This window comes from Virgibacillus sp. 6R (assembly GCF_001895305.1).
Lineage (GTDB): Bacteria > Bacillota > Bacilli > Bacillales > Amphibacillaceae > Virgibacillus > Virgibacillus pantothenticus.
Genome location: NZ_CP017762.1, coordinates 3418951 through 3440743 on the forward strand (window position 1 = coordinate 3418951; position 21793 = coordinate 3440743).

The 21793-nt window shown below is 38.1% G+C and carries 18 protein-coding genes, 2 pseudogenes and 1 CRISPR repeat array; of the genes and pseudogenes, 15 read left to right on the top strand and 5 right to left on the bottom strand.

Annotation, left to right across the window (positions count from 1 at the left end; translation table 11 throughout):
• Positions 1 to 94 precede the first annotated feature (94 nt).
• From BKP57_RS15555 to BKP57_RS15565, 3 genes are all read left to right on the top strand, one after another.
• Positions 95 to 1801: an acyl-CoA dehydrogenase family protein gene (locus BKP57_RS15555; protein ID WP_072742456.1), complete on the top strand. Its 1707-nt coding sequence runs from the start codon at positions 95 to 97 to the stop codon at positions 1799 to 1801.
• 24 nt (positions 1802 to 1825) lie between these two features.
• The gene (locus BKP57_RS15560) at positions 1826 to 2248 is read left to right on the top strand and encodes an acyl-CoA thioesterase (RefSeq protein WP_232231193.1); all 423 of its coding nucleotides are present in this window, start codon (positions 1826 to 1828) and stop codon (positions 2246 to 2248) included.
• 184 nt (positions 2249 to 2432) lie between these two features.
• Complete coding sequence (locus BKP57_RS15565; RefSeq protein ID WP_072741918.1) at positions 2433 to 3803, top strand: solute carrier family 23 protein; 1371 nt, start codon at positions 2433 to 2435, stop codon at positions 3801 to 3803.
• Between the two features lie 388 nt (positions 3804 to 4191).
• On the opposite strand, the gene BKP57_RS15570 is transcribed toward BKP57_RS15565, so the two are convergent.
• Together BKP57_RS15570 and BKP57_RS15575 are read right to left on the bottom strand one after the other, a co-directional pair.
• A complete protein-coding gene (locus tag BKP57_RS15570) occupies positions 4192 to 4959 on the bottom strand; it encodes an IclR family transcriptional regulator (RefSeq protein ID WP_072741919.1) in 768 nt (255 codons plus the stop codon).
• Positions 4946 to 5731, bottom strand: coding sequence for an IclR family transcriptional regulator (locus tag BKP57_RS15575; protein ID WP_050351209.1), 786 nt, complete (start codon positions 5729 to 5731; stop codon positions 4946 to 4948). Before BKP57_RS15575 ends, BKP57_RS15570 begins: the two co-directional genes overlap by 14 nt.
• A 277-nt stretch (positions 5732 to 6008) precedes the next feature.
• Between BKP57_RS15575 and BKP57_RS15580 the strand changes: the two genes are divergently transcribed.
• The 6 genes from BKP57_RS15580 to BKP57_RS15600 are packed head-to-tail and all read left to right on the top strand — an operon-like array spanning position 6009 to position 10564.
• Positions 6009 to 7235, top strand: a complete 1227-nt coding sequence (locus BKP57_RS15580) for an FAD-dependent oxidoreductase (protein WP_050351208.1) — start codon at positions 6009 to 6011, stop codon at positions 7233 to 7235.
• 22 nt (positions 7236 to 7257) lie between these two features.
• Positions 7258 to 7800: a hypothetical protein gene (locus BKP57_RS15585; RefSeq protein ID WP_050351207.1), complete on the top strand. Its 543-nt coding sequence runs from the start codon at positions 7258 to 7260 to the stop codon at positions 7798 to 7800.
• Positions 7797 to 7964, top strand: a complete 168-nt coding sequence (locus BKP57_RS22230) for a hypothetical protein (RefSeq protein WP_156875353.1) — start codon at positions 7797 to 7799, stop codon at positions 7962 to 7964. Before BKP57_RS15585 ends, BKP57_RS22230 begins: the two co-directional genes overlap by 4 nt.
• Positions 7965 to 7977: 13 nt before the next feature.
• The gene (locus BKP57_RS15590; RefSeq protein WP_072741921.1) at positions 7978 to 8925 is read left to right on the top strand and encodes a fumarylacetoacetate hydrolase family protein; all 948 of its coding nucleotides are present in this window, start codon (positions 7978 to 7980) and stop codon (positions 8923 to 8925) included.
• 1 nt (position 8926) lies between these two features.
• Positions 8927 to 9433: a DinB family protein gene (locus BKP57_RS15595; RefSeq protein WP_050351205.1), complete on the top strand. Its 507-nt coding sequence runs from the start codon at positions 8927 to 8929 to the stop codon at positions 9431 to 9433.
• An 18-nt stretch (positions 9434 to 9451) separates the two neighbouring features.
• The gene (locus BKP57_RS15600) at positions 9452 to 10564 is read left to right on the top strand and encodes a cupin domain-containing protein (protein ID WP_072741922.1); all 1113 of its coding nucleotides are present in this window, start codon (positions 9452 to 9454) and stop codon (positions 10562 to 10564) included.
• 213 nt (positions 10565 to 10777) lie between these two features.
• Positions 10778 to 11074: direct repeats of the CRISPR family, unit length 32 nt; unit sequence ATTTCAATCCACGCACCTATATAAGGTGCGAC.
• A 748-nt stretch (positions 11075 to 11822) separates the two neighbouring features.
• Here BKP57_RS15600 and BKP57_RS15605 read toward each other — a convergent pair.
• The gene (locus tag BKP57_RS15605; RefSeq protein WP_072741923.1) at positions 11823 to 13034 is read right to left on the bottom strand and encodes a transposase; all 1212 of its coding nucleotides are present in this window, start codon (positions 13032 to 13034) and stop codon (positions 11823 to 11825) included.
• 83 nt (positions 13035 to 13117) lie between these two features.
• Here BKP57_RS15605 and BKP57_RS15610 point away from each other — a divergent pair, with 83 nt between their 5' ends.
• The 3 genes from BKP57_RS15610 (at position 13118) to BKP57_RS15625 (ending at position 15434) form a co-directional block, all read left to right on the top strand.
• On the top strand, positions 13118 to 13366 hold the full coding sequence (locus BKP57_RS15610) for a hypothetical protein (protein WP_050351201.1): 249 nt from the start codon (positions 13118 to 13120) through the stop codon (positions 13364 to 13366).
• Between the two features lie 106 nt (positions 13367 to 13472).
• Positions 13473 to 13886, top strand: a complete 414-nt coding sequence (locus BKP57_RS15615; protein ID WP_072741924.1) for a hypothetical protein — start codon at positions 13473 to 13475, stop codon at positions 13884 to 13886.
• A 480-nt stretch (positions 13887 to 14366) separates the two neighbouring features.
• A complete protein-coding gene (locus BKP57_RS15625) occupies positions 14367 to 15434 on the top strand; it encodes an alpha-2-macroglobulin family protein (protein ID WP_050351199.1) in 1068 nt (355 codons plus the stop codon).
• 233 nt (positions 15435 to 15667) lie between these two features.
• Here the strand turns inward: BKP57_RS15625 and BKP57_RS15630 are convergent, their stop codons facing one another.
• Both BKP57_RS15630 and BKP57_RS21745 read right to left on the bottom strand, forming a co-directional pair.
• Positions 15668 to 16396, bottom strand: a complete 729-nt coding sequence (locus BKP57_RS15630) for a hypothetical protein (protein WP_072741925.1) — start codon at positions 16394 to 16396, stop codon at positions 15668 to 15670.
• Between the two features lie 403 nt (positions 16397 to 16799).
• Positions 16800 to 18367, bottom strand: a pseudogene (locus BKP57_RS21745) (IS3 family transposase).
• Between the two features lie 643 nt (positions 18368 to 19010).
• Between BKP57_RS21745 and BKP57_RS15650 the strand changes: the two are divergent.
• From BKP57_RS15650 to BKP57_RS15660, 3 genes and pseudogenes are all read left to right on the top strand, one after another.
• Positions 19011 to 19508 (top strand): annotated as a pseudogene (locus tag BKP57_RS15650) (reverse transcriptase domain-containing protein); the annotation flags it as partial.
• 894 nt (positions 19509 to 20402) lie between these two features.
• On the top strand, positions 20403 to 20672 hold the full coding sequence (rpsN, locus tag BKP57_RS15655; RefSeq protein WP_050351196.1) for a 30S ribosomal protein S14: 270 nt from the start codon (positions 20403 to 20405) through the stop codon (positions 20670 to 20672).
• A 121-nt stretch (positions 20673 to 20793) separates the two neighbouring features.
• The gene (locus BKP57_RS15660; RefSeq protein WP_072741928.1) at positions 20794 to 21759 is read left to right on the top strand and encodes a CobW family GTP-binding protein; all 966 of its coding nucleotides are present in this window, start codon (positions 20794 to 20796) and stop codon (positions 21757 to 21759) included.
• Positions 21760 to 21793 lie beyond the last annotated feature (34 nt).

Here is a 21793-nt window from a genome sequence, read left to right on the forward strand (position 1 = left end):
TCACTTTATCGTTTTTGGGTAGTAACGGGTTCAATCAATGAGAGCGCTTGCTGCTGGTAGCAGCCATTTTTTATTATGGATTGGAGTGAATATCATGCAGAAGGTAAAAAAATATCAAAGTCACGCTTTTTTTACAGAGACGTTCGAGCTTCAAGACATTTTTACGAAAGAGGATTTTTCTGAAGAGCATAAAATGATGGCGGATACAACGGCAAGTTTTGTTGAACAAGATTTGCTACCTGTTTTGCCAGAAATGGAAAAGCAGGATTTTAATCAGGTAACAAGCATGATTAAAAAATCAGGTGAGTTAGGTTTACTAGGAGTTGATATACCAGAAATTTACGGTGGGATGGAATTGGATAAGGTTAGTTCCATTATTATCACGGAACAAATGGCTAAGTCACGTTCCTTCGCTATTACCTATTCTGGACAAGTTGGTATTGCGTCTCTCCCCATTGTTTATTATGGAACAGATGATCAAAGGAAGAGGTATTTACCCGGTGTCGTCTCAGGGGATAAAATTGGGGCGTATGCACTCACGGAACCAAACGCGGGAACGGATGCAATAGGGATTAAAACGACAGCAACTCTGTCTGCAGATGGTGCATACTATGTGATTCATGGAGAGAAACAATTTATTACGAATGCTTCTTTTGCGGACTTTTTTATTCTTTATGCCAAAATTGATGGCGACAAATTTACTGCTTTTATTATTGAGAAGAATACAGATGGCTTAATGATCGGTCCTGAAGAACAAAAAATGGGATTGAAGGGATCTTCTACTACGTCCATCGTGCTGGACAATGTGAAAGTACCAGTTGAAAACGTACTCGGTGAAATTGGCAGAGGACATATTATTGCCTTTAATATACTGAATATTGGACGCCATAAGATATCAGCAACCTGCCTTGGTACAGCGAAAAGAGCGTTAGAATTAGCAATTCAACATACAACAGAACGGAAGCAATTTAAACGTGCACTTGCTGCATTTAATTTAACGAAGGAAAAATTAGCAACCATGGCTACCCATATTTTTACGATGGAAAGCATGGTTTATCGAACGGCAGGAGAATTGGAAAAGGGGACAGATTACGCTAGGAAAAATAACACGCCTTTTGTTAGACTGTTGAAAAATTATGCTGCAGAATGCTCGGTAAATAAGGTTTTTTCCTCTGAGGCATTGGACTATACTGTGGATGAATCTCTACAGTTACATGGTGGGTATGGCTTTATTTCCGAATATGAAATAGAAACACTTTATCGTGATTCCAGGATCAATCGAATTTTCGAAGGAACGAATGAAATTAACCGAATGGTTATTGCGAATACACTTCTCGAAAATGTGGACAGTTACTTTATTGATCGCACCGTAAATGGTGGATGGTCTAAACCGTTGGAGAAACAATGGGGATTATTAAAAAGGTTAAGAACGTATACCTCTGCTTTTATACATGATGTAAAAGAAAACTATTCAAATTTAGCTGAAGAGCAAGAGTTATTGATGTGCATTTCAGACTTTGCCATATTAACGTATGCAATAGAAAGTAATTTGCTAAGACTTGAGAAAATGGTACGCAATCAATCTTGTAAAGATATCCAGCAAAAGGAACGTCTTGTGAAAGTATTTACAGTGGAGGCAGCCGTGCAGTTTTTAACAAAGGCCTTGTCTATATGTATTAGCTCTGGCCATCTGAAGCAACATTTAACGAAATTGATGTGGCAAATCCATGAAGATAGACTGGATATTATTGAAGAGAAGCGGCAAATTGCAGATGCAGTGATTCAAAACGGTTATTCATAATCATCATGAGAGAGGATGGTCAAAGTGAAACATATCCATCGCTTTAAAGTCTATTTTGGTGATACGGATGCAGCAGGAATTGTATATTATCCAAATTTTTATAAGTGGATGGATCAAGCTTCTGCTGAATTAGTTGCGAAGGCAGTTCTTCCAACTTCTAGGTTATATAAAGAAGAAAAAATCTTACTTCCTTTATTAGAAGCATTTTGTAAATTCCAGTCTCCATTATTTTTTGAAGATATAGTAGATGTACATTCGGAGGTAACTGAAATCAATAGTAAAACATTTCGCGTGGAACATGTGTTTAAACGTGAAGAAGAATTTATCGCCAAGGGGTATGAGATAAAAGCCTGGACAAGGAAAAAAGAGGAAAAGTTAAAAGCAGAGCCTATTCCTAATGACATAAGAAAGAAATTAGAATTTGATGTAGAGTCAACAATTTCTTGAGCGATAAAAGGTTAAAAAGGTGAAAAGAGGGATGTTGTGTACCATGATTGAAGGTGTAGTCTTTGCTATAATTCAACACAGTCTAATAATGATAACGCATTCATATGAAGGGGTAAGCGCGCTTGAATTTAGATGTACTACAGAAACAATCATCTAACAACAGGAAAAATAAGAGGGGGTTAACATGTCTGTTTATAAACGAAAGGATGGCGACGTACAGCCATATTGGTCGTTAGGTAAGTATCAATTAAGGCTGCCGTTCATTCACTACCGCTTGGAAATACCGGAATTAATTCAAGGATTAGTTATCTTTACAATTGGGTTAAGTATGATAGAAATCATGACAAGTGTCTTGGGAATGTCATATGAAGCAGCATTAGCTATAGCAATTCTAAATCACTTTTTAATGTTAATACCTTCTGCATTTGGTGTTCCGTTTGTTTCTGGATTTATTACGCCCTTAATACCCGTATTAACGGTATTTCTTGGAAATTTTGCACCTGGATCAGAAGCTGTACGGGCGTTGATCTCTGTACAGTTGGTTACGGCAGTTATTTTCCTGTTATTAGGTTTGACAGGATTAGGAAAGAAATTCATTATTTCCTTACCTAACTCTTTAAAAGCAGGTATCTTAATTGGCGCTGGAATTGGAGCAATTATGGGAGAAATTGAATCTGGTGGACGTGTAGTGACAACCCCAATAAGTTTAATCATTGGAGGAATGTTATGCTTATATATTATGTTTTCCCTTCATTTTAAAAGATTGTATGAACAAAGCAAAATCATTAAAAAGATTGCCAATTATGGGATCGTTCCTGCCATCATCGTAGCGATGGTAATAGGTTGGGTAGTTGGAGAATATCCTACGCCCAAAATAGAATGGGGGATTACCGTTCCTAATCTATCCGAATTATGGAGTGTTACTCCGTTTGTTGTTGGGTTCCCTGATTTGAACTTATTGATTGCAGCAATCCCGACAGCCATACTAGCTTACATTATTGCTTATGGAGATATTGTCGTTGGGGATAATCTAATCAAACGTGCAAGCGAATCGAGAAAGGATGAAAAGATTGCCTATGATTTAAATCAAGTCCATCATCTAACGTTCATTCGTGGGATTTTAAATGCATTATTTGTTCCGCATCCGGGTCTTGCCGGTCCGATATTTACAGCTGGTACGGCTTCTGTAGCAGAAAGATATACGTTTGGAAAGAAAGCCATGCAATCCATTTTCTCTGGAACGAATTCTTTGTTGATTTCATTAACATTATCTATTTTTATTTTACCATTGGTTACATTGTTCCAACCATTTTTGCCGATTGCTTTATCCATTACCCTTATTTTAACCGGCTACCTATGTATTAACGTTGGTGTTCAACAGGTAAAGTCGGAGGAAGAAATTGGAGTTGCAGTGGTGATGGCTATCGTACTTGCGTTATATGGAGCTGCTTATGGATTAATTATGGGGGCAGTGCTTTATTTTGTCATACAGCATGTAGGCTTTCGCTTTAAAAAGAGAGCTACCGAAATTAACAATGATAGAGAAGTGATGTAATAAATCGTTAAAAAAATACAAGCTGGTAACGTTTGTATGAGCATCATTTTTTCTTAGATAATGTGGATTTTTACGCTTGTTTTAGAAAGGACCGCATCAGAACAGAATGCAGGTCCTTTTTTCTAATAGGATAAGAAAGCATAAAATTAGGCGCTTGAGATAACGAAATAACTGAATAGCCAGGTCCGGCGCATGAGCCCAGCAACTAGGCGACTTTAGAAATGCGCCCTACGATAAGGCCTCATCGGTTTGTCGCTAGGGAAGGCCGACTAAAAACGGGCTTGCCGCCCGACGTCGGCATACCCCTGGTTTTAGTGGCATGATTCCTTTATCTTTAGTTGATTCGTTCCATTCGCTACGTTGCTAAACGGGCGCTTGCGCCTTTGTTCTAGATATACCCCAATTGGTTCGAAATTTCATCTCCGGCGTCCTTCATTTGTGTAATAATTGTATTTAGCTTATCTGTCGTGAATCGACTAGAATGGCCAATCACAGAAAGGGATGCAACAACTTCCTCTGTGTGACTACGAATTGGAACCGCAATACTTGTATATCCTTCATAATAGGTAGATTCCAAATAACAATAATCTTTTTTTCTAATTTCAATTAAACAATTAGTAAGTGTTTTTGCATCAGTGATGGTGTAGGGGGTATAGGCATATAGCGGCTTTGATAAGAATTCTTGGATAACATCCTTACTTTGAAAGGCCAAAATACAGAGGCCTTCACTTGTGCAATGAATAGGACTGGTTCTTCCAATTTGTGTTACTAATCGATCAGGGTGTGGCTTACGTTCACTCCGGAAAAGATAGACTACTTTTTCATTTTCCATGAGGCATAGATGAACGGTCTCTTTTAAGCTTTTAGAAATATCTTTAATAATAGGGAGAGCCTCTCTGTACATTTCATGATGACTAAAAATTGCCCCACCCAAGCTTAAAATCGACAACCCAAGGCGATAATGGTTGGTCCTCGGATTTTTAGTGAGAAACCCTTCTTTTACCAATATAGCAATAAGACGACTGGCATTTCCTTGCGTGAACTGAAGCTTCTTTTTTATTTCCGTAAAACTTAATTCTCGTTGTTTAGTATGATATAACCGTAAAATACGCATCGCGTTAGTAACCGAAGATAAAATTTCCTTATCTTTTCGCATCTTTTTCAATTCTCCTCAGCTGGATCATTTTTTGAAGCTCACCTGCCGCATGCTGAAGTAGTCGGATATATCGTTTTTGGATGGTTGGTGAGGTGATTCTATCGCTATTTGCAGTAATGCTTATGGAGGCGATAACATCCGTATGTTTCTTGTAAACAGGGACAGCTAACTCCGTTACTCCTTTTACCCATTCTCCATTACTAATCGCATATCCCTTCGATGCAATCGAAGCCATTCTTTGTTTAAAAGAAGATGGCAACTTTACCGGATTAGACGTACAAGTATATAAATCTATCATTAAGTCATCGTAAAGCTCAGGGTGATAGGCAATAATCGCTTGCCCAGCTGCAGTATAGTAAGAGGGTCTTTGTGTCCCAAGGTTGATCTGATCTTTACAAGGGTAGACTCCCTTGATTGTTTGAATATAAACAGTTTGTTGATGATCTAAAATGGATAGATGAGCACTTTCCTTTGTTTTTTCAACAAGAAGATTTAATAAGGGAATTACTTCCGTTGAAATATGAATCTGTGAATTAACAATGTTTACTAACGAAAGGACTGAGGCACCTAGACTGTATAATCTCGTTCTCGCATCTTTGTAAACAAAGCCCTCTTGTACTAATGAAGAAAGTAATCTGTGTGCAGTACTTTTTGATATAAATAGCTTCTTAGAAACAGATGTAACACTTAGCTCTGGTTCATTCATGGTAAATAGTGATAACAATGCTAAAGCGTTTTCCAATGATGAAGTTCTTTTTTGGTTTTTAGGCATGAGTTTCACCCCAAATTGGAAAAAAGTAAAAGTTGTACTCTATAGCGGAACAATGATCTAGATATGTCTTATTATAGCTGTTTATAATGAGATATATCAAATTAATTATCTTGCATATATGGTGCTGTAAGACCCCTATTTCAGGAAATGAAACAACAAGACTAAGTGGGAATAACAGTACCTAAATGCCCGATTTGTTTTTCTAATAATCAGTGGGTGATGAAAGAACCCCACTGATTGAAGATTCACTTTATACCATTTAGTCAGGGGGATAGCTATGGAAGCAAAAAAATATGATGTTATAGTTGTTGGCGCTGGCCCAGTTGGTCTGACAGCGGGGCTTGCATTGAGAAGGAAGGGAATTTCATGTGCAGTAATTGAAGCTTCTGAAAAAGGAGAACCACGTCCAGGAAGTCGTGCTATTTTTCTTCATCATGCATCATTAGAGTTATTAGAACAAACAGCACCAGGTCTTGGTTTTGATTTGGCTAGAAATGGCGTCATTTGGCCAATCAAACGTACCTTTTACAAAGGGAAAGAAGTATATGTCCGAAATTATGGCGTCACGGATAATCAAAGTAGAGCGAAGCTACCTCACTTTACTTCGTTGCATCAACATGAAATAGAGAGCAATATCTACCGTAAATGTGTAGAAGCGGGTGTGGAATTTATTTACGGTCAGCTAATTGAGCTTGTAGATATAACAAAAGCTGGTGTGAAGCTTATGACTGATCAAGGAGAAAAATATGAGGCGAAATATGCTATTGGCTGTGATGGGGCTCGTTCCGTTGTACGTAATCAAGCAGGCCTGAAATTAGAAGGTCCACGTACAAAGGATACTTTTTTAGTCATTGATTTAGAGGAAGACGAGGAAGAGCCATTACCGATTGAACGAGTGTTTCATTATCATCATCCAGCAATGGGCGGTCGTAACGTGATGCATGTTCCATTTAAGAATGGCTGGCGTGTCGATCTGCAATTGTTGGCTGCTGATGATGTCGAGGAATGGGCTAGTTTAGAAGGTGTAAAGCAATGGCTTCCAAAAGTAATGGATGAAAAGTATGCAGACCGGATAACATGGGTATCTTCTTATCAATTCCATCAGGTTGTAGCTGATTCCTTTACGGATGAAAAAAGAAGAATCCTTTTGGCTGGGGAAGCAGCTCATTTATTTGCTCCATTTGGGGCGCGTGGTCTTAACTCTGGTATTCCGGATGCACTTATAGCAGTTAGGGGAATTGAAAGAGCTTTGTCTTGCAATAGTGAAGGAAGCAGGCGTAAAGCTATTGAAGATGCAGCGAAAGAAAGAAGAATTGCTGCTAAATGGAATCGAGATGCTTCTACAACAGCACTTCACCATATTCAAGGTGATTCTAAAGAAATGAACATGAAGCGTGATTTAGCAGCATCACTTGTTTCACTTGTTCCTCGGTTAGGTCGTTGGTTGGATGAAGGGCCATATGGTCCTAAATTTGGACCGCCAGAACTAACCACGAAATATTAATTTATTGCAAGGGGTGAGCAAGTTGAGCGTTGTCTTCCAAGAGGATACTAGTAAGATGACTGTTAACCAAGCATTTGAAAAGCTAACAACATTGGGTTGGTTTAAAGAAGGAGGTAGGGTTGAGAAAGAAATAGAAACATTAATGGAGCAATTTCTTAAGCAATTCAATATTAAGCAATATGAAATGAAGTGGCTCCATAAAGAAGAACTCATAGAGGTCATTGAACGCTTCTCGTTTCAAGGTAGTGACATCTGGAACGAATTAAAAGAGATCCCAGATCACTTGAAGCAACAGATTAGTGCAAATAATGATGACTCCTACTTGGAAAGATTAGTAGATATTCTTCCTGAGGCGGTCTTTCATCCTGCATTTGATGGTGCATTTAAACAATATAGTGAGGAGAAGACTATTCGTTTTTTGACTGGAAATGCAATGTATTTCGCATTGTTGATTTGTATCGCTGAACTCGCTAGTAAGGGAGATTTGTTCCAGCCTATTTTCCAAATTATTGAACGAGGGCATGTACCAGTTGGAATAGAAGGAAATATGATTTATTTATTATGACGAATGGAGTAGTTCGAGTACTACTCAACAAGGAAGTACTCTATATTTCCATGGAAACATGGCGAGCTATAGATTATATTTACGCAATTATCATTAGCTATAAGGTACAGATACGTATCTTAGAGGGGATTATGTTATCGGCATGGAACGAACCATATTTTTGAAGAGGTGAATATGATGAAACTTATTACGTATAAAGCGAATGGTTACGTGAGGATTGGAGCATTTATTGATGAAGATACGATAATTGATCTAAATTATGCATATCAAGCACAGTTACAAAGTGAAGGGAAATATCGCTATAGAGAAATTGCGGAGGCGTTTGTTCCCCCTGCAATGGAAGCATTTTTGCAAGGTGGAAAAGAAAGCTTGGAAATAGCCAAAAAAGCGACTAATTTTGCTTTAGAAATTCCAGCATATCAGCATAAACTTGTTTACAAAAAAGAAGAAATAAAGGTGGAAGCACCGTTAAACAAACCTGGAAAAATGATTTGTGTAGGTCATAATTATCGAGAACATATTTTAGAAATGGGGAGAGAACTCCCATCACATCCAGTCGTTTTCTCTAAATTCGCCAACACTATTATTGGTCCAGAAGATGATATTCCCTATTATCCTCTATCAGAACAACTAGATTATGAGGCTGAGTTTGCTTTTGTAGTCGGAAAACAGGCGCGAAATGTACTTGAAGAAGATGCATTAGACTATGTGGCCGGTTACACCATTGTCAACGATGTAACATATAGAGATATCCAACGTCGAACGCTTCAGTGGCTGCAAGGAAAAGCGGTAGATGGAAGCGCTCCAATGGGTCCGTGGTTAGTTACGTCTGATGAACTTACAGACCCATCAGGCTTAGAGATGGTACTGACAGTAAATGGTGAAGAACGCCAACGTTCCAATACTAAAAACCTCGTATTTACCGTGCAAAAGCTTGTAACGTTCTTATCTAACTTGATGACACTAGAGCCAGGGGACATTGTACTTACTGGAACTCCAGGGGGTGTAGGTGTGGCACGTGATCCACAGGTATTTTTAAAAGACGGGGACGTTGTCACGATTGAAGTAGATCGTATTGGGGTCCTTAAAAATAAAGTTGCTCTACAACAAGGAGGGGACGTATAACATGGCGAGCACAAAAGTAGAAGGTTATGTGGAATCCATTCATCAATCTCTCGATAACATATTATCAATTGTAAGCTATTTATCAGAAGATATGATTCGATGGAAGCCATCCAGGGATGAATGGTCTATTTTGCAAATCTTATCTCATGTTGGAGAGTCTACTCTCTTCTGGTTAGACGAAATGGACAGAGTCCTTGAAAAACCAGGTACTGAATGGGGAAGAGGATTAGGCCATTCAGGGCGGTTAGCTGCAGTTGAAGCACCAGATAAATTAACGATTGATGATGCTATAGCTAAAGTAAACGGATTAAAAGAAGAAGTAACTAATCGGCTATCGAAGGTAAGTGAAGATAGGTTAACAGAAGAAAATCCACATAGAAACTTCGGAAAATTCGGAAACAAACCGATTTCATTTTTAATTGAGCATTTTTTAGTGGAGCATGTAGAGGGGCACTATAACCAGATCCAACGTAATCTAACGAAGCTAAGTGAAGAAACAATCAAATAAAAATTAGGAGTGATGAAAATGGCTGAAAAGGCAAGTTATCTTCACGATAAAGATGTAAAGGATTTCACGAAGGATATTCAGCAATATAACCTTGGACCATTATGGGAAGCAATTCCTGAAGTGATGAATAAAAATCCAGAACCTCACGCACAAGCTTATTTATGGTCTAGTGAACTAATTGAGAAGAAATTGACAGAAGCAGCGCAAATCTTTACTCCAGAACGTGGAGGTGAACGACGAGCCATCTACTTCCAAAACCCTGGGTTAACCTATCGTAAGCCTTGGGGGCAGGTTTCAACAACGCAAACATTATATGCTGCGGTCCAGCTTCTTTTGCCGGGAGAAGAAGCTCCATCACATCGCCACACGCAAAGTGCTCTTCGGTTTATTACAGAAGGTGAAGGTGCTTACACGATTGTTCAAGGGGAAAGGATTTTTATGGAAGAAGGAGATTTCCTCATTACACCAAAAAATCTTTGGCATGGTCACGGTCATTTAGGAAACAAGCCAATGATTTGGATGGACGCTTTGGATATACCGACTGTTTACAATATTGGTGGTACTTTTTTTGAACCATATGAAGATGGCTTACAGCAACCTAATGTCCCAGATAATTTCTCTGAAAAACGATACAGAGGTGGGATGGTAAGGCCTGTAGGAGATGATAAATATGATGTCGCCCCATTAGCAAACTATAAATGGAGTCGTACTGTTGATGCAATTAAAGGTTTGATGGAATTTGACCCTGATCCAAATTATGGATTTGCAGTAGATTATATGAATCCAACTACAGGTAAATCAGCAAATCCAACAATGGGAACAAGAATGCAATTTCTACCAAAAGAGTTTAATACAAAATCACTGCGTCATACCCATTCTACTATTTATCATGCTTACAAAGGATCGGGTTATACCATTATAAATGGTGTGCGATTCGATTGGAAAGCAGGCGACTATTTTGTTGTGCCAAATTGGGCATGGTATGAGCATGTACCAGCAGAGGATTCCTACCTATTTTCAGTTAATGACATTCCTATCATGGATCGCTTTGAACTAGAAAGGGTAGAACAGTACGAGCGCAACAATGGGCATCAAACAGTTACTGGAGAATTTAAACCGGATTTCAGGTAAGGAGTATGGGGGAGTTAGCTAGTGAATAATAGTAAGGATAAGTACAAATATATTAGGCTATATTGTGTTTTAGATTTTGACGTTTCCCCAGATATTTTCTAGCGGGTGATTTTACGAAATTTAACTGAATACCTGTTTCAGTTTAACAGCGCCTCTTTTTAAAATGAGGTGCTGTATTTTATTTGCAAGGATTTACTAAACGATAAGTGCGACATTTCAATCCACGCACCTATATAAGGTGCGACTATCCGTAAGTAATATGTTTGGGAGATTTTCAGATATTTCAATCCACGCACCTATATAAGGTGCGACGCAAGTTAGATAAAATACCAGAAGGTGCACCAAACATTTCAATCCACGCACCTATATAAGGTGCGACATGTCAAATTTAATTGAATTTGAAGATGAACTAATTTCAATCCACGCACCTATATAAGGTGCGACAGAAACAATAGTACAGGGAGGGTTTTAAGTAAGAATTTCAATCCACGCACCTATATAAGGTGCGACGATGGACGAACACCATATTTTCATACAGCCTACGCATTTCAATCCACGCACCTAGTATAAGGTGCGACTATAGTTTCCTGTTTCTTTTTCCTGTTCTTCTTTATTTCAATCCACGCACCTAGTATAAGGTGCGACGTTATGACAGTTGGAACATAGCAAACTTTTTAAGTATTTCAATCCACGCACCTAGTATAAGGTGCGACAAGGGAGTGAGCAGGTTGGCTGATTATTTAAAACATTTCAATCCACGCACCTAGTATAAGGTGCGACTGCGATTTTAACATAAAATTTTACAAATATAACAAAAAACTTCCAGTTTTAGAGAGGGAAAGTTAAAAAAATGAACGTTTTCTCTTCGTTTTTCCAATATTTGCCAAAAATAATATAAATAATGGTGCGAATCCCCTAGGGTTTTTATGTGCACTTCAGGTTCGCACCAAGTTTAATACTCTAGCTTTTATACAATTATTATATGATAGTGCAGATGGTTTGTCATTTATTAACGAAAATCAATCGTACAAGTGGAAGAATCTTAAAATATGTGCAAATAAAATCAAAGAATGATGTTTTCCTCTTTGTAGATTAAATTATTTCGACAATTAGTAGCAAAATGCATAATTGGTATTTCATTTCATTCACAGGGTAATCTGTAAACTAAAAGTAAAATTAAATTACTCCAGCAGTATAAACGGAAAATTTAAGTAAAAATACTGCTATATTTAAATTTAGTAAAGATGTTTTATAATGGTTAGATCCCAAAAACGAGTTTTTTATTGCCGAAGAAAGTTAGAGTGCTGTCTTTGTGATCAAAATTCTTTTGATCGCAAATTTTTTTCGAAATATACGAAGCATAAAAGTGGGAAGACCACTCCTTTTGATGTATTTCCTGCATCTTTTGAAGTTTTGGGCGATGATGGAGGCAAAAATTTGAGCGCACTTGTCCCCTGACAGGCAAATGCTCTAATCGATATGCCCGTTTTAAGACGGATGGTACACCTTCCACACCTGCGCGATAATTAGACAGTTTCCGGTGGCGATCTGTACCCATTTTGGAACGTGTCTGGTCTGTGCGGATTTTGTTTTCACTAAACGAAATATGATAGGCACGTTTTTGCTCTTTCACTTGGCATCGTTCGAATAGTGGACAGTTCTGACAATGTTCTTTATAAAATTTTGCAGTATGTGTCTCTTTTATCTCATCGTACAAGGAAAAAATAGGTTGATGACCTTGGGGGCATCGTGTAATTTTCCGGGTTTCCGGGTCTATTTTAAATTGATCTACACCAATAGAATCTTCTGCAACAGCACGACCAGTCATTTGCGAAAAGTTGATTTCAAGCCCTAATTCATCTGCATGCTTCACGGTTTCTTGACGATAGTAAGCTCCATCCACAGCTAGCGTATCCATTTCCTTGGCAAGTGGATGATTCTTGACAAAATCTTCTCCGTATTGAGCGTCGCTGTAGGTGTTTTCCTTTACATCGGCATGCATAATTAATCCCATATCTGTTTCATTGTCGTAAACCTCTACAAAGTTTAAGCTATGTCCAATATGGGATTCACCAGCTTTATGTCGAAAAGTCGCATCTGGATCAGATGGATTTTGTAGAATTTGGGAGGTTAGTTTTGCACCTTCCACAGGCATAACACTGCCGTCTTTTGTTGTGATCGATTGTTCCTTTAGAAGACGTGCAAGATGTTCAAAACTACGGAAGTTTTCCACTTCAGCATGATCTTTAATCAACACATATAAACCATGTGCTTGTTGAATGAGAAATTCCAGCTTGGATGTTTCTTCTGTTGTTTTCGTTTGATAGATGATTTTATTTTGGTGACTCTTTTCAAGGTATGCCAAATAGGATTCGGGAAGTTCCCAATCCGTTTTCGAGTCGCAAACAGCGCGGGCAACAAATCCTCTATAATTATATGAGGGAATTGAGACTTTTACATGAACTTCCATTCTACTACGAAACCGATCATTGTATTTTCGTCCATGCAGGTATTAATCTAAAAATCGATGACTGACGAAGAGATAAAAAATCGATGAACTGGATACGTAATCAGTTTATACACTCCACAGAAAAAGCACCCAAAACCGTATTTTTCGGCCACACCCCAACTGGTTTAATTCATGATGAAAAAGACAATTACGACATTTGGACGAGTGAGAAAGGCGACAAAGTCGATATTGATGGAGGGTGCGCATTCGGTGGTCAACTGGACGCTATAAAAACAGATAAAAAAGGGAATATTCTCCAAAAAATCGCAATTGCAAGCGAAATGAACCAGTGACTGAAATCAGTTATCGGTTTAGTTTCCACACAGTATGTATTAAGACATGCAATATGTGCTACACCATATTTGACACCATATCGAAATAAACAAGGAGGAATGACAAATGAGTGCATATGATACACCAACAGAAACATGTCCTTACTGCGGTGACGAAATGGACACTGATTGGGTGGATAACGGTATTGGTATGGTTCAACGCGGACCGTATCACTGTCAGAAATGTCATGCTAGTGAAATCGGGCCTCAACTATTGGATTGGTACTACAAAAATCGGGAAGGACATACGATATATTTGCCCGGTAAGCGTAGATATAATTCTTTGCTCAAGAAAAAAGTGAAATGGGGAACAACGCCCGTATTGAAATCAGGACCTCCTTTCAGTGAGGATGAACTGAAGACCGGCTATTATAAAGGAAAAATCCCCCCTTATGCAAATACAGTGGCTGGAAAGTTAGTTGACCATCAAAAAGACAAGCAGATGTATGATATCGGATTGTTGGACGAAAAGAAAATCTAGCACCTGGTGCTATAATAGTGGAAAGGAATCTATGAATTTCAAACTGCAATTCTACCAAGGCATACCGCTTCGGCCGATTAAACGCAATTACAAACACACAAAAGCGAAGCGATTTTTAATCAACGACACGAAACAGAACGTGTGGATTTCAAATAAACATTTGGAACATGACGGACGATTAAGCAAGATCAAAACCTCGATTATATATTCAGGAAAGCCAAAAGACAGTTAGAACTTGCAAACGTAGACTGGTAAACTTCCTCATGCCGAAACCATTCGCTTTATTGGAATCATAGAGAATGACAAATCGTACCACAGCATATTTTTACGTTATAAGCTTTCTTTCTATAATTTGATATTAGGTTGCACAGTGCGAAACCGGAAAAAGATTGTCAAAGAGGCTGAATCAGAATTCACGCTCAGCTCTTGTTTGATGATATTATTAATGTGATCAAGATTATTTATTTGGAGGGAATTATAATGCGGTTATTAAACAAAATATTAGGTGGAGTGGCTCTCATCAGTCTAGTAGCTGTCTTTTTAACGAGCGGGGTCAATGCTGAGGAGTATGTGAAACCGAAGTTTCTCAGAGCAGAATTTGCAAAAGAGGCATTCCAAGCTGGCGAGCCGGTTGAGCTCACAGTAAACAGCGAAGCAGGTACGAATGAAATCGAGCGGGTGTGGGTTCAAATCGAACATGAACAGACCAAACGACTATTTTCTAGTAACAACGTTATCTATTCAGAATCTGGAACAGAGGTCAAAATCCATCTTCCGGAAGAAGCACCATCAGGGAAATACGCCATACAAGCGATTATTATAACCGACTCTGCAGGAGTGAAGACAAATATTTTCAATCCAGGCGCAAGCTTTGATCTGATCGGAGAATCAACGGATACAGAGAAAGCGGTTTTCCAGAACGCTGTATTCGACAAAGAACAGTATCAACCAGGTGAAGAAGTGGTGCTAAAAATCGAAGCGACAGATGATGAGAGTGGAATCGATTGGGTCTTTCCTTCTATCCAGCACTTGTCCTCCGAGGAATACACCTTTCAAGGTTTCTCAGAAGAGGTAAACGGTTATCATGAATTTCGCTTCCAACTTCCTGACAACGCGTTGAATGGTACTTACGGTATTCAATACCTTACGATCCGAGACCATTCAGGTAATGAACAAGATGTGTTTGACGTCAACGCGACGTTTGAAGTTGTTGGTGGATCATTGGACGCTGACGCTCCGACATTAAAGAGCATAGCAATTGATAAAGACCAGTACAAACAAGGCGAACAAGTTCATATCAACATTGATGCAGAGGATAAGAGTGGGGTCAAATCCGTTTTTTTGTATGTGGAACACAAGCAAACCGGCGTACAGTATAATGACTTTGCAACATTCAATGGAGAGACCTTCGATTTCAACAGAGAGTTACCGTCAAACGCACCCCTAGGGGAGTACGAGGTATTTGCGGTATACCTTGAAGATAACTTAGGTAACCAAGTGAGTTTATTCAATTATGAGCCACGCATTGAATTCGAAGTTATTAAATAAAAAAAACGAGGTAGTAGCTCTTGCTATAAATCCGACAAGATCAACAAACCGAGACCCAAAAATCCACACCGTAACACACGATGTGGATTTTTTTAAAATAACCAAGCGTACCACTAAGCATCATTCATTCAATTACAACTTCACCATGAGAACAATTAGATAAAAGCGAAATTGAATCGTATGCATTCGGTTGAATACTGTCCCACACCAACCAATTAATTAGACAATCATTTTTATAAATTAGTTTTAACTTTTACAGTCCAGGTCGAAGAACCCCTCTTAACTGTTACTGTTGAGTTAGTACCGATAGCATATGAACCTGTCAATGCAGTTCTTTTCCAAGATGAAGGGGTTTTATAAGAATAAGTATTCCCAATTGGATACTTAACCGTTGCTTGAGAGCCATTCGGCCAACCAGAAGATCCGTAACGAACCACTCTATTTGATAAGGTTGTTAAGGGATTGAATACTTCCCAGCCACCAGTGACCCGCGTTAGTTTGGCATAAGCGACTCCTCGATCCGTTGAATTCTGGTAATAAATCCTGTTATATGCCCTTACAAAGGGAGTTAGTTCTTCATTTCCTTTATCACCCAATGTTCTAATTTTTGCACCCTCTTCTTTTAACTCTATATCATTAAAAACAGTTACAGCTATTAACTGGTCTTTATTTCCTTTATCATCTACAGTTTCAGATAGTATTTGTGCTGTACTATATTCCTCAATAGCTATAGGAGCTTCAGACGTTAAATTTCTGCTAATTGCAGATATTTCTGATGATACACCAAACTTACTAGTATCAATGTCAGATATGCCATTTGTAGCATCCCTGTAAGATTCTTCAATGCTTTTTTCTTTGTTGTTGACAATGGCCTTTTCAGCATTAGACGGGTGACTAAAACCAAAGACAAAGAACAGACAGGTCAAAATAAACAAACTCAAAAAAATTTTTTCATTTCTCAATAACCTCCTAATATTCTACTAACTAAATAATATCAGAAAAATGAATGAATTGTAATATATTATAAATAATTAACAAATTAGATTAAATGTATTACGATTAAATTAATCACTGTAAAAACGATAAAAGATGTCACGAACAGTATTATGAGTATGTATGATCAAAAATACTAATTTAAAAGGAAGTGGTTTTATGGGAAGAAATAGAAACGATAACCAGAAAGATCAATTTGATAGAGCATTTATTGGCAGTCCTGGTTTTATGATTGTACTTGTATTAGTAATAATAATAGGCAGTGTGATATTCAATTACTTTAAATAAAAATAGACTATTAACAGAAATCGTGCAAAAAACCCATACCTTATTGAACTCGCCCTGTCAAGTAGACAGTGAAAAAATAAAAAATTATGCCACAGCCTGGTGCCGGTATTCTAATGGTGCTAGGCTGTTTAATCTCTTTTGGTATCGTTCCTCATTATAGAATGTAATGTACTTATCAATATCTTTTTCTAGCGCCTCAAAGTTCTTGTAATTCTTTAAGTCATAGCTTTCACATTTAAAATGACCAAAGAAGCTTTCAATTGGTGCGTTATCAATACAATTGCCTACACGGGACATACTGCGTTTCATCCCAGCTTCCGTCGTAAGATAACGATATTCCTTTGATGTGTATGGTGAACCACGATCGCTGTGAATTAAAGGGGTTGCGTCAGGATTTGCCTCTATCGCTTCTTTTAGCGTGTTCATAAACAAAGGATTGTCATTATAGCGCCCAACCTGATAGGCGACAATCGAACCGTCATAAAGGTCCTTAATGGCACTTAAATAAGCCTTGTTACCAAAGCCATACGTCACATGCGTGATATCCGTTACCCACTTCTCATTCGGCTTCCCCGCAGTAAATTCATGATTCAAAATGTTTTCTTCAATATTGATATAGCTTGTCTTCGTGGAATAGCCATTGGAGCGACGAATATGCGATTTTAAGCCCATTTGAATCATGAAGCGTCGAATTCTTTTCTCGTCATATTGCTTCTTATATTGGCGATTGATCGCCATGGTTATTCGACGATAGCGGAGTTACCGTTATACTTTCTGAATTCCTCTTTCACTTTTTCATGAGCCATTCATTTTCCCTTTGTCGTTCTGAAGGTTAATGTTTCAACCATTTATAGTACCCAGATCGGGATACATCTAAAATGTCACAGAGTAATAGAATGGGTATTGTTGTCTCCTGGTGATAGTCATGAATCGCTTGAAATTTAGCTAGATGTTTACCTAGTCGCGCTGTCCCATCCCCCTTTCGATTTCCTTCAACTTTATATAAGAAGCCATTCTCCGCCTCTAAATACTGATTACGGTGTTCCAGTTCTTTAATACGAAGTTGTAATTTCTCTTCTTCGGTAAGGCTAGCCTTTGATTCTAGCGTTTTCCACGACGATACTGAAGACCCTGTTTCCCATCTTTTTCATATTTACGTATTGAGCTATATACTTGTTGATAAGAAACGTTATACTTTTTAGCCGCCTCATGATAATTGCGTTCGTTAGCAAACGTATATTGGACAATTTCAATGCGTTCTTGAAGTGTGGTTTTACGCCCTTTTGTCATGGTTTCTCTTCCTTTACTAGTAGATTTTATCTCTTTCCCACTAGTATACTGGTTTATCCATTGACGTAAAACCGAATTAGATGAAATATTAAACTTCTCACAAGTCATTATCAGACTGCCTTCTCCATTTAGATAAAATTCAACAGCTTCCCTTTTCAGTTCGCTGGAATACTTCTTCCATGTCCTCGCTTCCTTTAAACCATCCACCCCATCTGCTTCGTATTTACGCACCCATAAGTTAATCGTAGTACGGTCAACAGAGTATTCTTTAGCAATCGTACTGACAGACGCCATCCCTCAATCACACGTAATACCGCCTCGATTCTTTCATCTAACGTATGTTTACTTCTTCTTTTAGACATAGAAAATGCCCCCAATATAGTAGTAGAAAGTTTTTATTATTTCTCTGTCTACCATATTGGGAGCATATCATATCAAACGGTGTGTTTTCTTTTTGGTGTGCCAGGCATGTGCATATTCTCTAGGGTTGAAGTCCCGAGCCACGAAGGCAGTAGTAGTGGTTAGCTCAAGACAAGGGTGTCTGGGGTGATCCCGAATCTGAAGGAAGTCGGCGGCAAATCTCCGCTTTTAGGAACACGAACTTCATACGAGGCTAGATGTATTTGAGTGAGACTGCTAATCAAGTTAAAGCCCGTACTGCCAAAGGATACATCAAGTAAATGAAGGAAGGACAAGGAGAGGAAGAATATGCGCTTACGCTGGGAGGTCTGATAGAAATGCGACGCATACGCCGTAACCGAACATGTAAGTGTTCGCTGAACTATCAGAAGTCAGCCGAAGCCGTAGTACTAGATATTTCTAGGATATCTGGGAAGGACTAAATCATTTAAGAAGAATGGTCGCTTTGCGTACGCAATACTTGATGAAGCAGAACCATGTAAACCTTCTTAGTGAAGGAAACGTTGAATCCGTGGGGGATGCTAGAAGGGCTGAAAGTAATTGCCACACAAGAAGAAGGAGCCATTCACGCAGGAGTTAGATATCATGTTGGGAAGCATTCTATCACGGGAAAACTTTATACTCGCACTGAAACGTGTCGAGCGAAATAAAGGAAGCCATGGTGTGGATGAGATACATGTACAAAACCTACGAGCGCATATCATGGAACACTGGGCTTCCATTCGAGGACAACTCGAAGGAGGTACCTACTATCCTCAACTCGTTCGTCGTGTCGAAATCCCGAAACCAAACGGCGGAATGAGGAAGCTAGGAATTCCTACCGTGTTAGACCGATTCCTCCAACAAGCAATCGCACAAGTTCTAACAACCATCTATGACCCAACATTCTCTGAACACAGTTATAGTTTCCGCCCGAATAGACGAGGACATGACGCGGTCAGGAAAGCGAGAAGCTATATAAAAGATGGCTATCGTTGGGTTATCGATATGGATTTAGAGAAGTTCTTCGATAAAGTACATCACGACAGATTAATGCGCACATTGAGTCAGAAGATCAAAGACCCAAGAGTGCTTAAACTGATCCCAAATGAAACCACCGTATACGGAACCGTATATACTGGTGGTGTGAGAGGGGAGAAAAGTTATCTAGCTTTTCCCTCTACTCGATTTGCAAGGGTCTGCTAAACAATAAGTGCGTTTCTATTCACGCACCTATATAAGGTGCGACTGTTGAGATAGACGATAAAAATAAAATAATACACATTTCAATCCACGCACCTATATAAGGTGCGACTAATGAGTTAAAGGCAAACGCACCACAGGATGAGATTTCAATCCACGCACCTATATAAGGTGCGACAGCGATTTTTACCTAAAAGTTTACAAAAGTAGTCAAAAATATATTGCTTTTAGGAAAAAAATCTTATTTCCCCTTTATTTTATTCCATATATTTACATAAAGCAACTAAGTTAAGGTGCGAATCCCCTAGGGTTTTTATGTGCACTTCAGGTTCGCACCAAGTTTAATACTCCAGCTTTTATACAATTATTATATGATAGTGCAGATGGTTTGTCATTTATTAACGAAAATCAACCGTACAAGTGGAGAATTCTAAATTATGTCAAATAAATAAAAGAATAATGTTTTCCTCTTTGTAGATTAAATTATTTCGACAATTAGTAGCAAAATGCATAATTGGTGTTTCAATTTCATTCACAGGGTGATCTGTAAATTGAAAGTAAAATTAAATTACTACAGCATAGTATAAACGACAAATTTAAGCAAAAACTGCTATATTTATCGAAAAAATAAATGATTAAGTTCAAAGTAGATAAAGTAAGGAATTAAAATCATAAATCGTAATCATTACTATTTACAATTTAGCAAAGATGTTTTATAATAACTTCTAACACGTAATCATTACGATTTAAGGATGGCTTGGAGATAGAGTATAATTATTGACAGGAGTAGATAAAATGGCAAAAAAGTCTAAAATTGCAAAAGAGAAAAAACGCCAGAAGATGGTTGAACAATATGCTACCTTGAGAAAAGAGTTAAAAGCAAAAGGTGATTATGAAGCAATTCGTAAATTACCACGAGATTCTTCTCCAACTCGCTTGAAAAATCGCTGTGAAGTTACAGGCAGACCACGTGGCTACATGCGAAAGTTCAATATGTCACGTATTGCCTTTAGAGAATATGCTCATAAAGGGCAAATACCAGGTGTGAAAAAAGCTAGCTGGTAGAGACTAGCGTTTTGGAGGACTAAAATAAGTTAACAGGGGCATCTTAAAGTGTTGTCCCTGTATTATTTTTTATACAAAATAATAATTAATTCTTCGTACAAAGAAGAGGAGGGAAAGGACATTGTCACAGAAACAAACCATTCCGGTAACAATTTTAACTGGTTTTTTAGGTGCAGGAAAAACAACATTGCTCAATAACTTGTTAAAAGATATGCCAAAACAAAAAATTGCTGTCATCATTAATGAATTTGGTGACACATCAATCGATAGTCACTTAGTGGTATCAACGAGGGAAGAAATTATCGAAATTAACAGTGGTTGTATTTGCTGTAATGTACGAGGCGATTTAATCAACATATTAAGTAATTTGATCGCACAGGAAGAGAAAATCGACCGTGTTATCATTGAGACAACAGGTATGGCTAATCCAGCTCCGGTCATTCAAACCTTTTTGATGGATGAAAAAACAGGCAAGTCATTTGAAATTGACAGTGTGATTACGATGGTGGATGCCCAGCATATATGGCTACATTTAAAGGAAGAAGAACCTGGGAAGCAAATCGCTTTTGCTGATATTCTGTTGATAAATAAAATGGATTTGATTACTGCGAATGAAAAAATTAAGCTGGAACAACAGCTGGTCAACATGAATCCACATGCGAAGCGTGTTTATACTACATATGCAAATGTAAACATTCAAGATTTAATAGGAAAAAAATCCTTTGATTTAGGTAATTTATTAAAAATAGATCCAAAACTATTAGTAGAAACGCATCACCATCATCATAATGATCAAGTCACTTCTTTTGTTTTTCGAGAAGGTCGTCCTCTCGATTTAGAAAAAGTGAATAGATGGTTCGCCTATTTAGTCCACTTTAAAGGAGAAAATTTATATCGTTATAAAGGAGTACTCCATATAAATCACCTAGAGAAACGAGTCGTTTTTCAAGGTGTACATATGCTGTTTGCAGGTACAGAGGGGACTGAATGGGCAGATAATGAACCGCGTCAAAGTGAGATAGTATTTATTGGGAAGCATTTAGATTATCAAGAACTAGCAAAAGGCTTTCAATATTGTCTTGCTTAATTTTTTATAATTCAAATCGGAATGATTATGATTT

Coding starts and splice junctions, on each gene's coding strand:
- rpsN (WP_050351196.1), top strand. CDS start 20,403: ATGGCAAAAAAGTCTAAAATTGCAAAAGAGAAAAAACGCCAGAAGATG.
- BKP57_RS15600 (WP_072741922.1), top strand. CDS start 9,452: ATGGCTGAAAAGGCAAGTTATCTTCACGATAAAGATGTAAAGGATTTC.
- BKP57_RS15570 (WP_072741919.1), bottom strand. CDS start 4,959: ATGCGAAAAGATAAGGAAATTTTATCTTCGGTTACTAACGCGATGCGT.
- BKP57_RS15555 (WP_072742456.1), top strand. CDS start 95: ATGCAGAAGGTAAAAAAATATCAAAGTCACGCTTTTTTTACAGAGACG.
- BKP57_RS15605 (WP_072741923.1), bottom strand. CDS start 13,034: ATGGAAGTTCATGTAAAAGTCTCAATTCCCTCATATAATTATAGAGGA.
- BKP57_RS15580 (WP_050351208.1), top strand. CDS start 6,009: ATGGAAGCAAAAAAATATGATGTTATAGTTGTTGGCGCTGGCCCAGTT.
- BKP57_RS15575 (WP_050351209.1), bottom strand. CDS start 5,731: ATGCCTAAAAACCAAAAAAGAACTTCATCATTGGAAAACGCTTTAGCA.
- BKP57_RS15590 (WP_072741921.1), top strand. CDS start 7,978: ATGAAACTTATTACGTATAAAGCGAATGGTTACGTGAGGATTGGAGCA.
- BKP57_RS15615 (WP_072741924.1), top strand. CDS start 13,473: ATGAGTGCATATGATACACCAACAGAAACATGTCCTTACTGCGGTGAC.
- BKP57_RS15565 (WP_072741918.1), top strand. CDS start 2,433: ATGTCTGTTTATAAACGAAAGGATGGCGACGTACAGCCATATTGGTCG.
- BKP57_RS15625 (WP_050351199.1), top strand. CDS start 14,367: ATGCGGTTATTAAACAAAATATTAGGTGGAGTGGCTCTCATCAGTCTA.
- BKP57_RS22230 (WP_156875353.1), top strand. CDS start 7,797: ATGACGAATGGAGTAGTTCGAGTACTACTCAACAAGGAAGTACTCTAT.
- BKP57_RS15610 (WP_050351201.1), top strand. CDS start 13,118: ATGAACTGGATACGTAATCAGTTTATACACTCCACAGAAAAAGCACCC.
- BKP57_RS15595 (WP_050351205.1), top strand. CDS start 8,927: ATGGCGAGCACAAAAGTAGAAGGTTATGTGGAATCCATTCATCAATCT.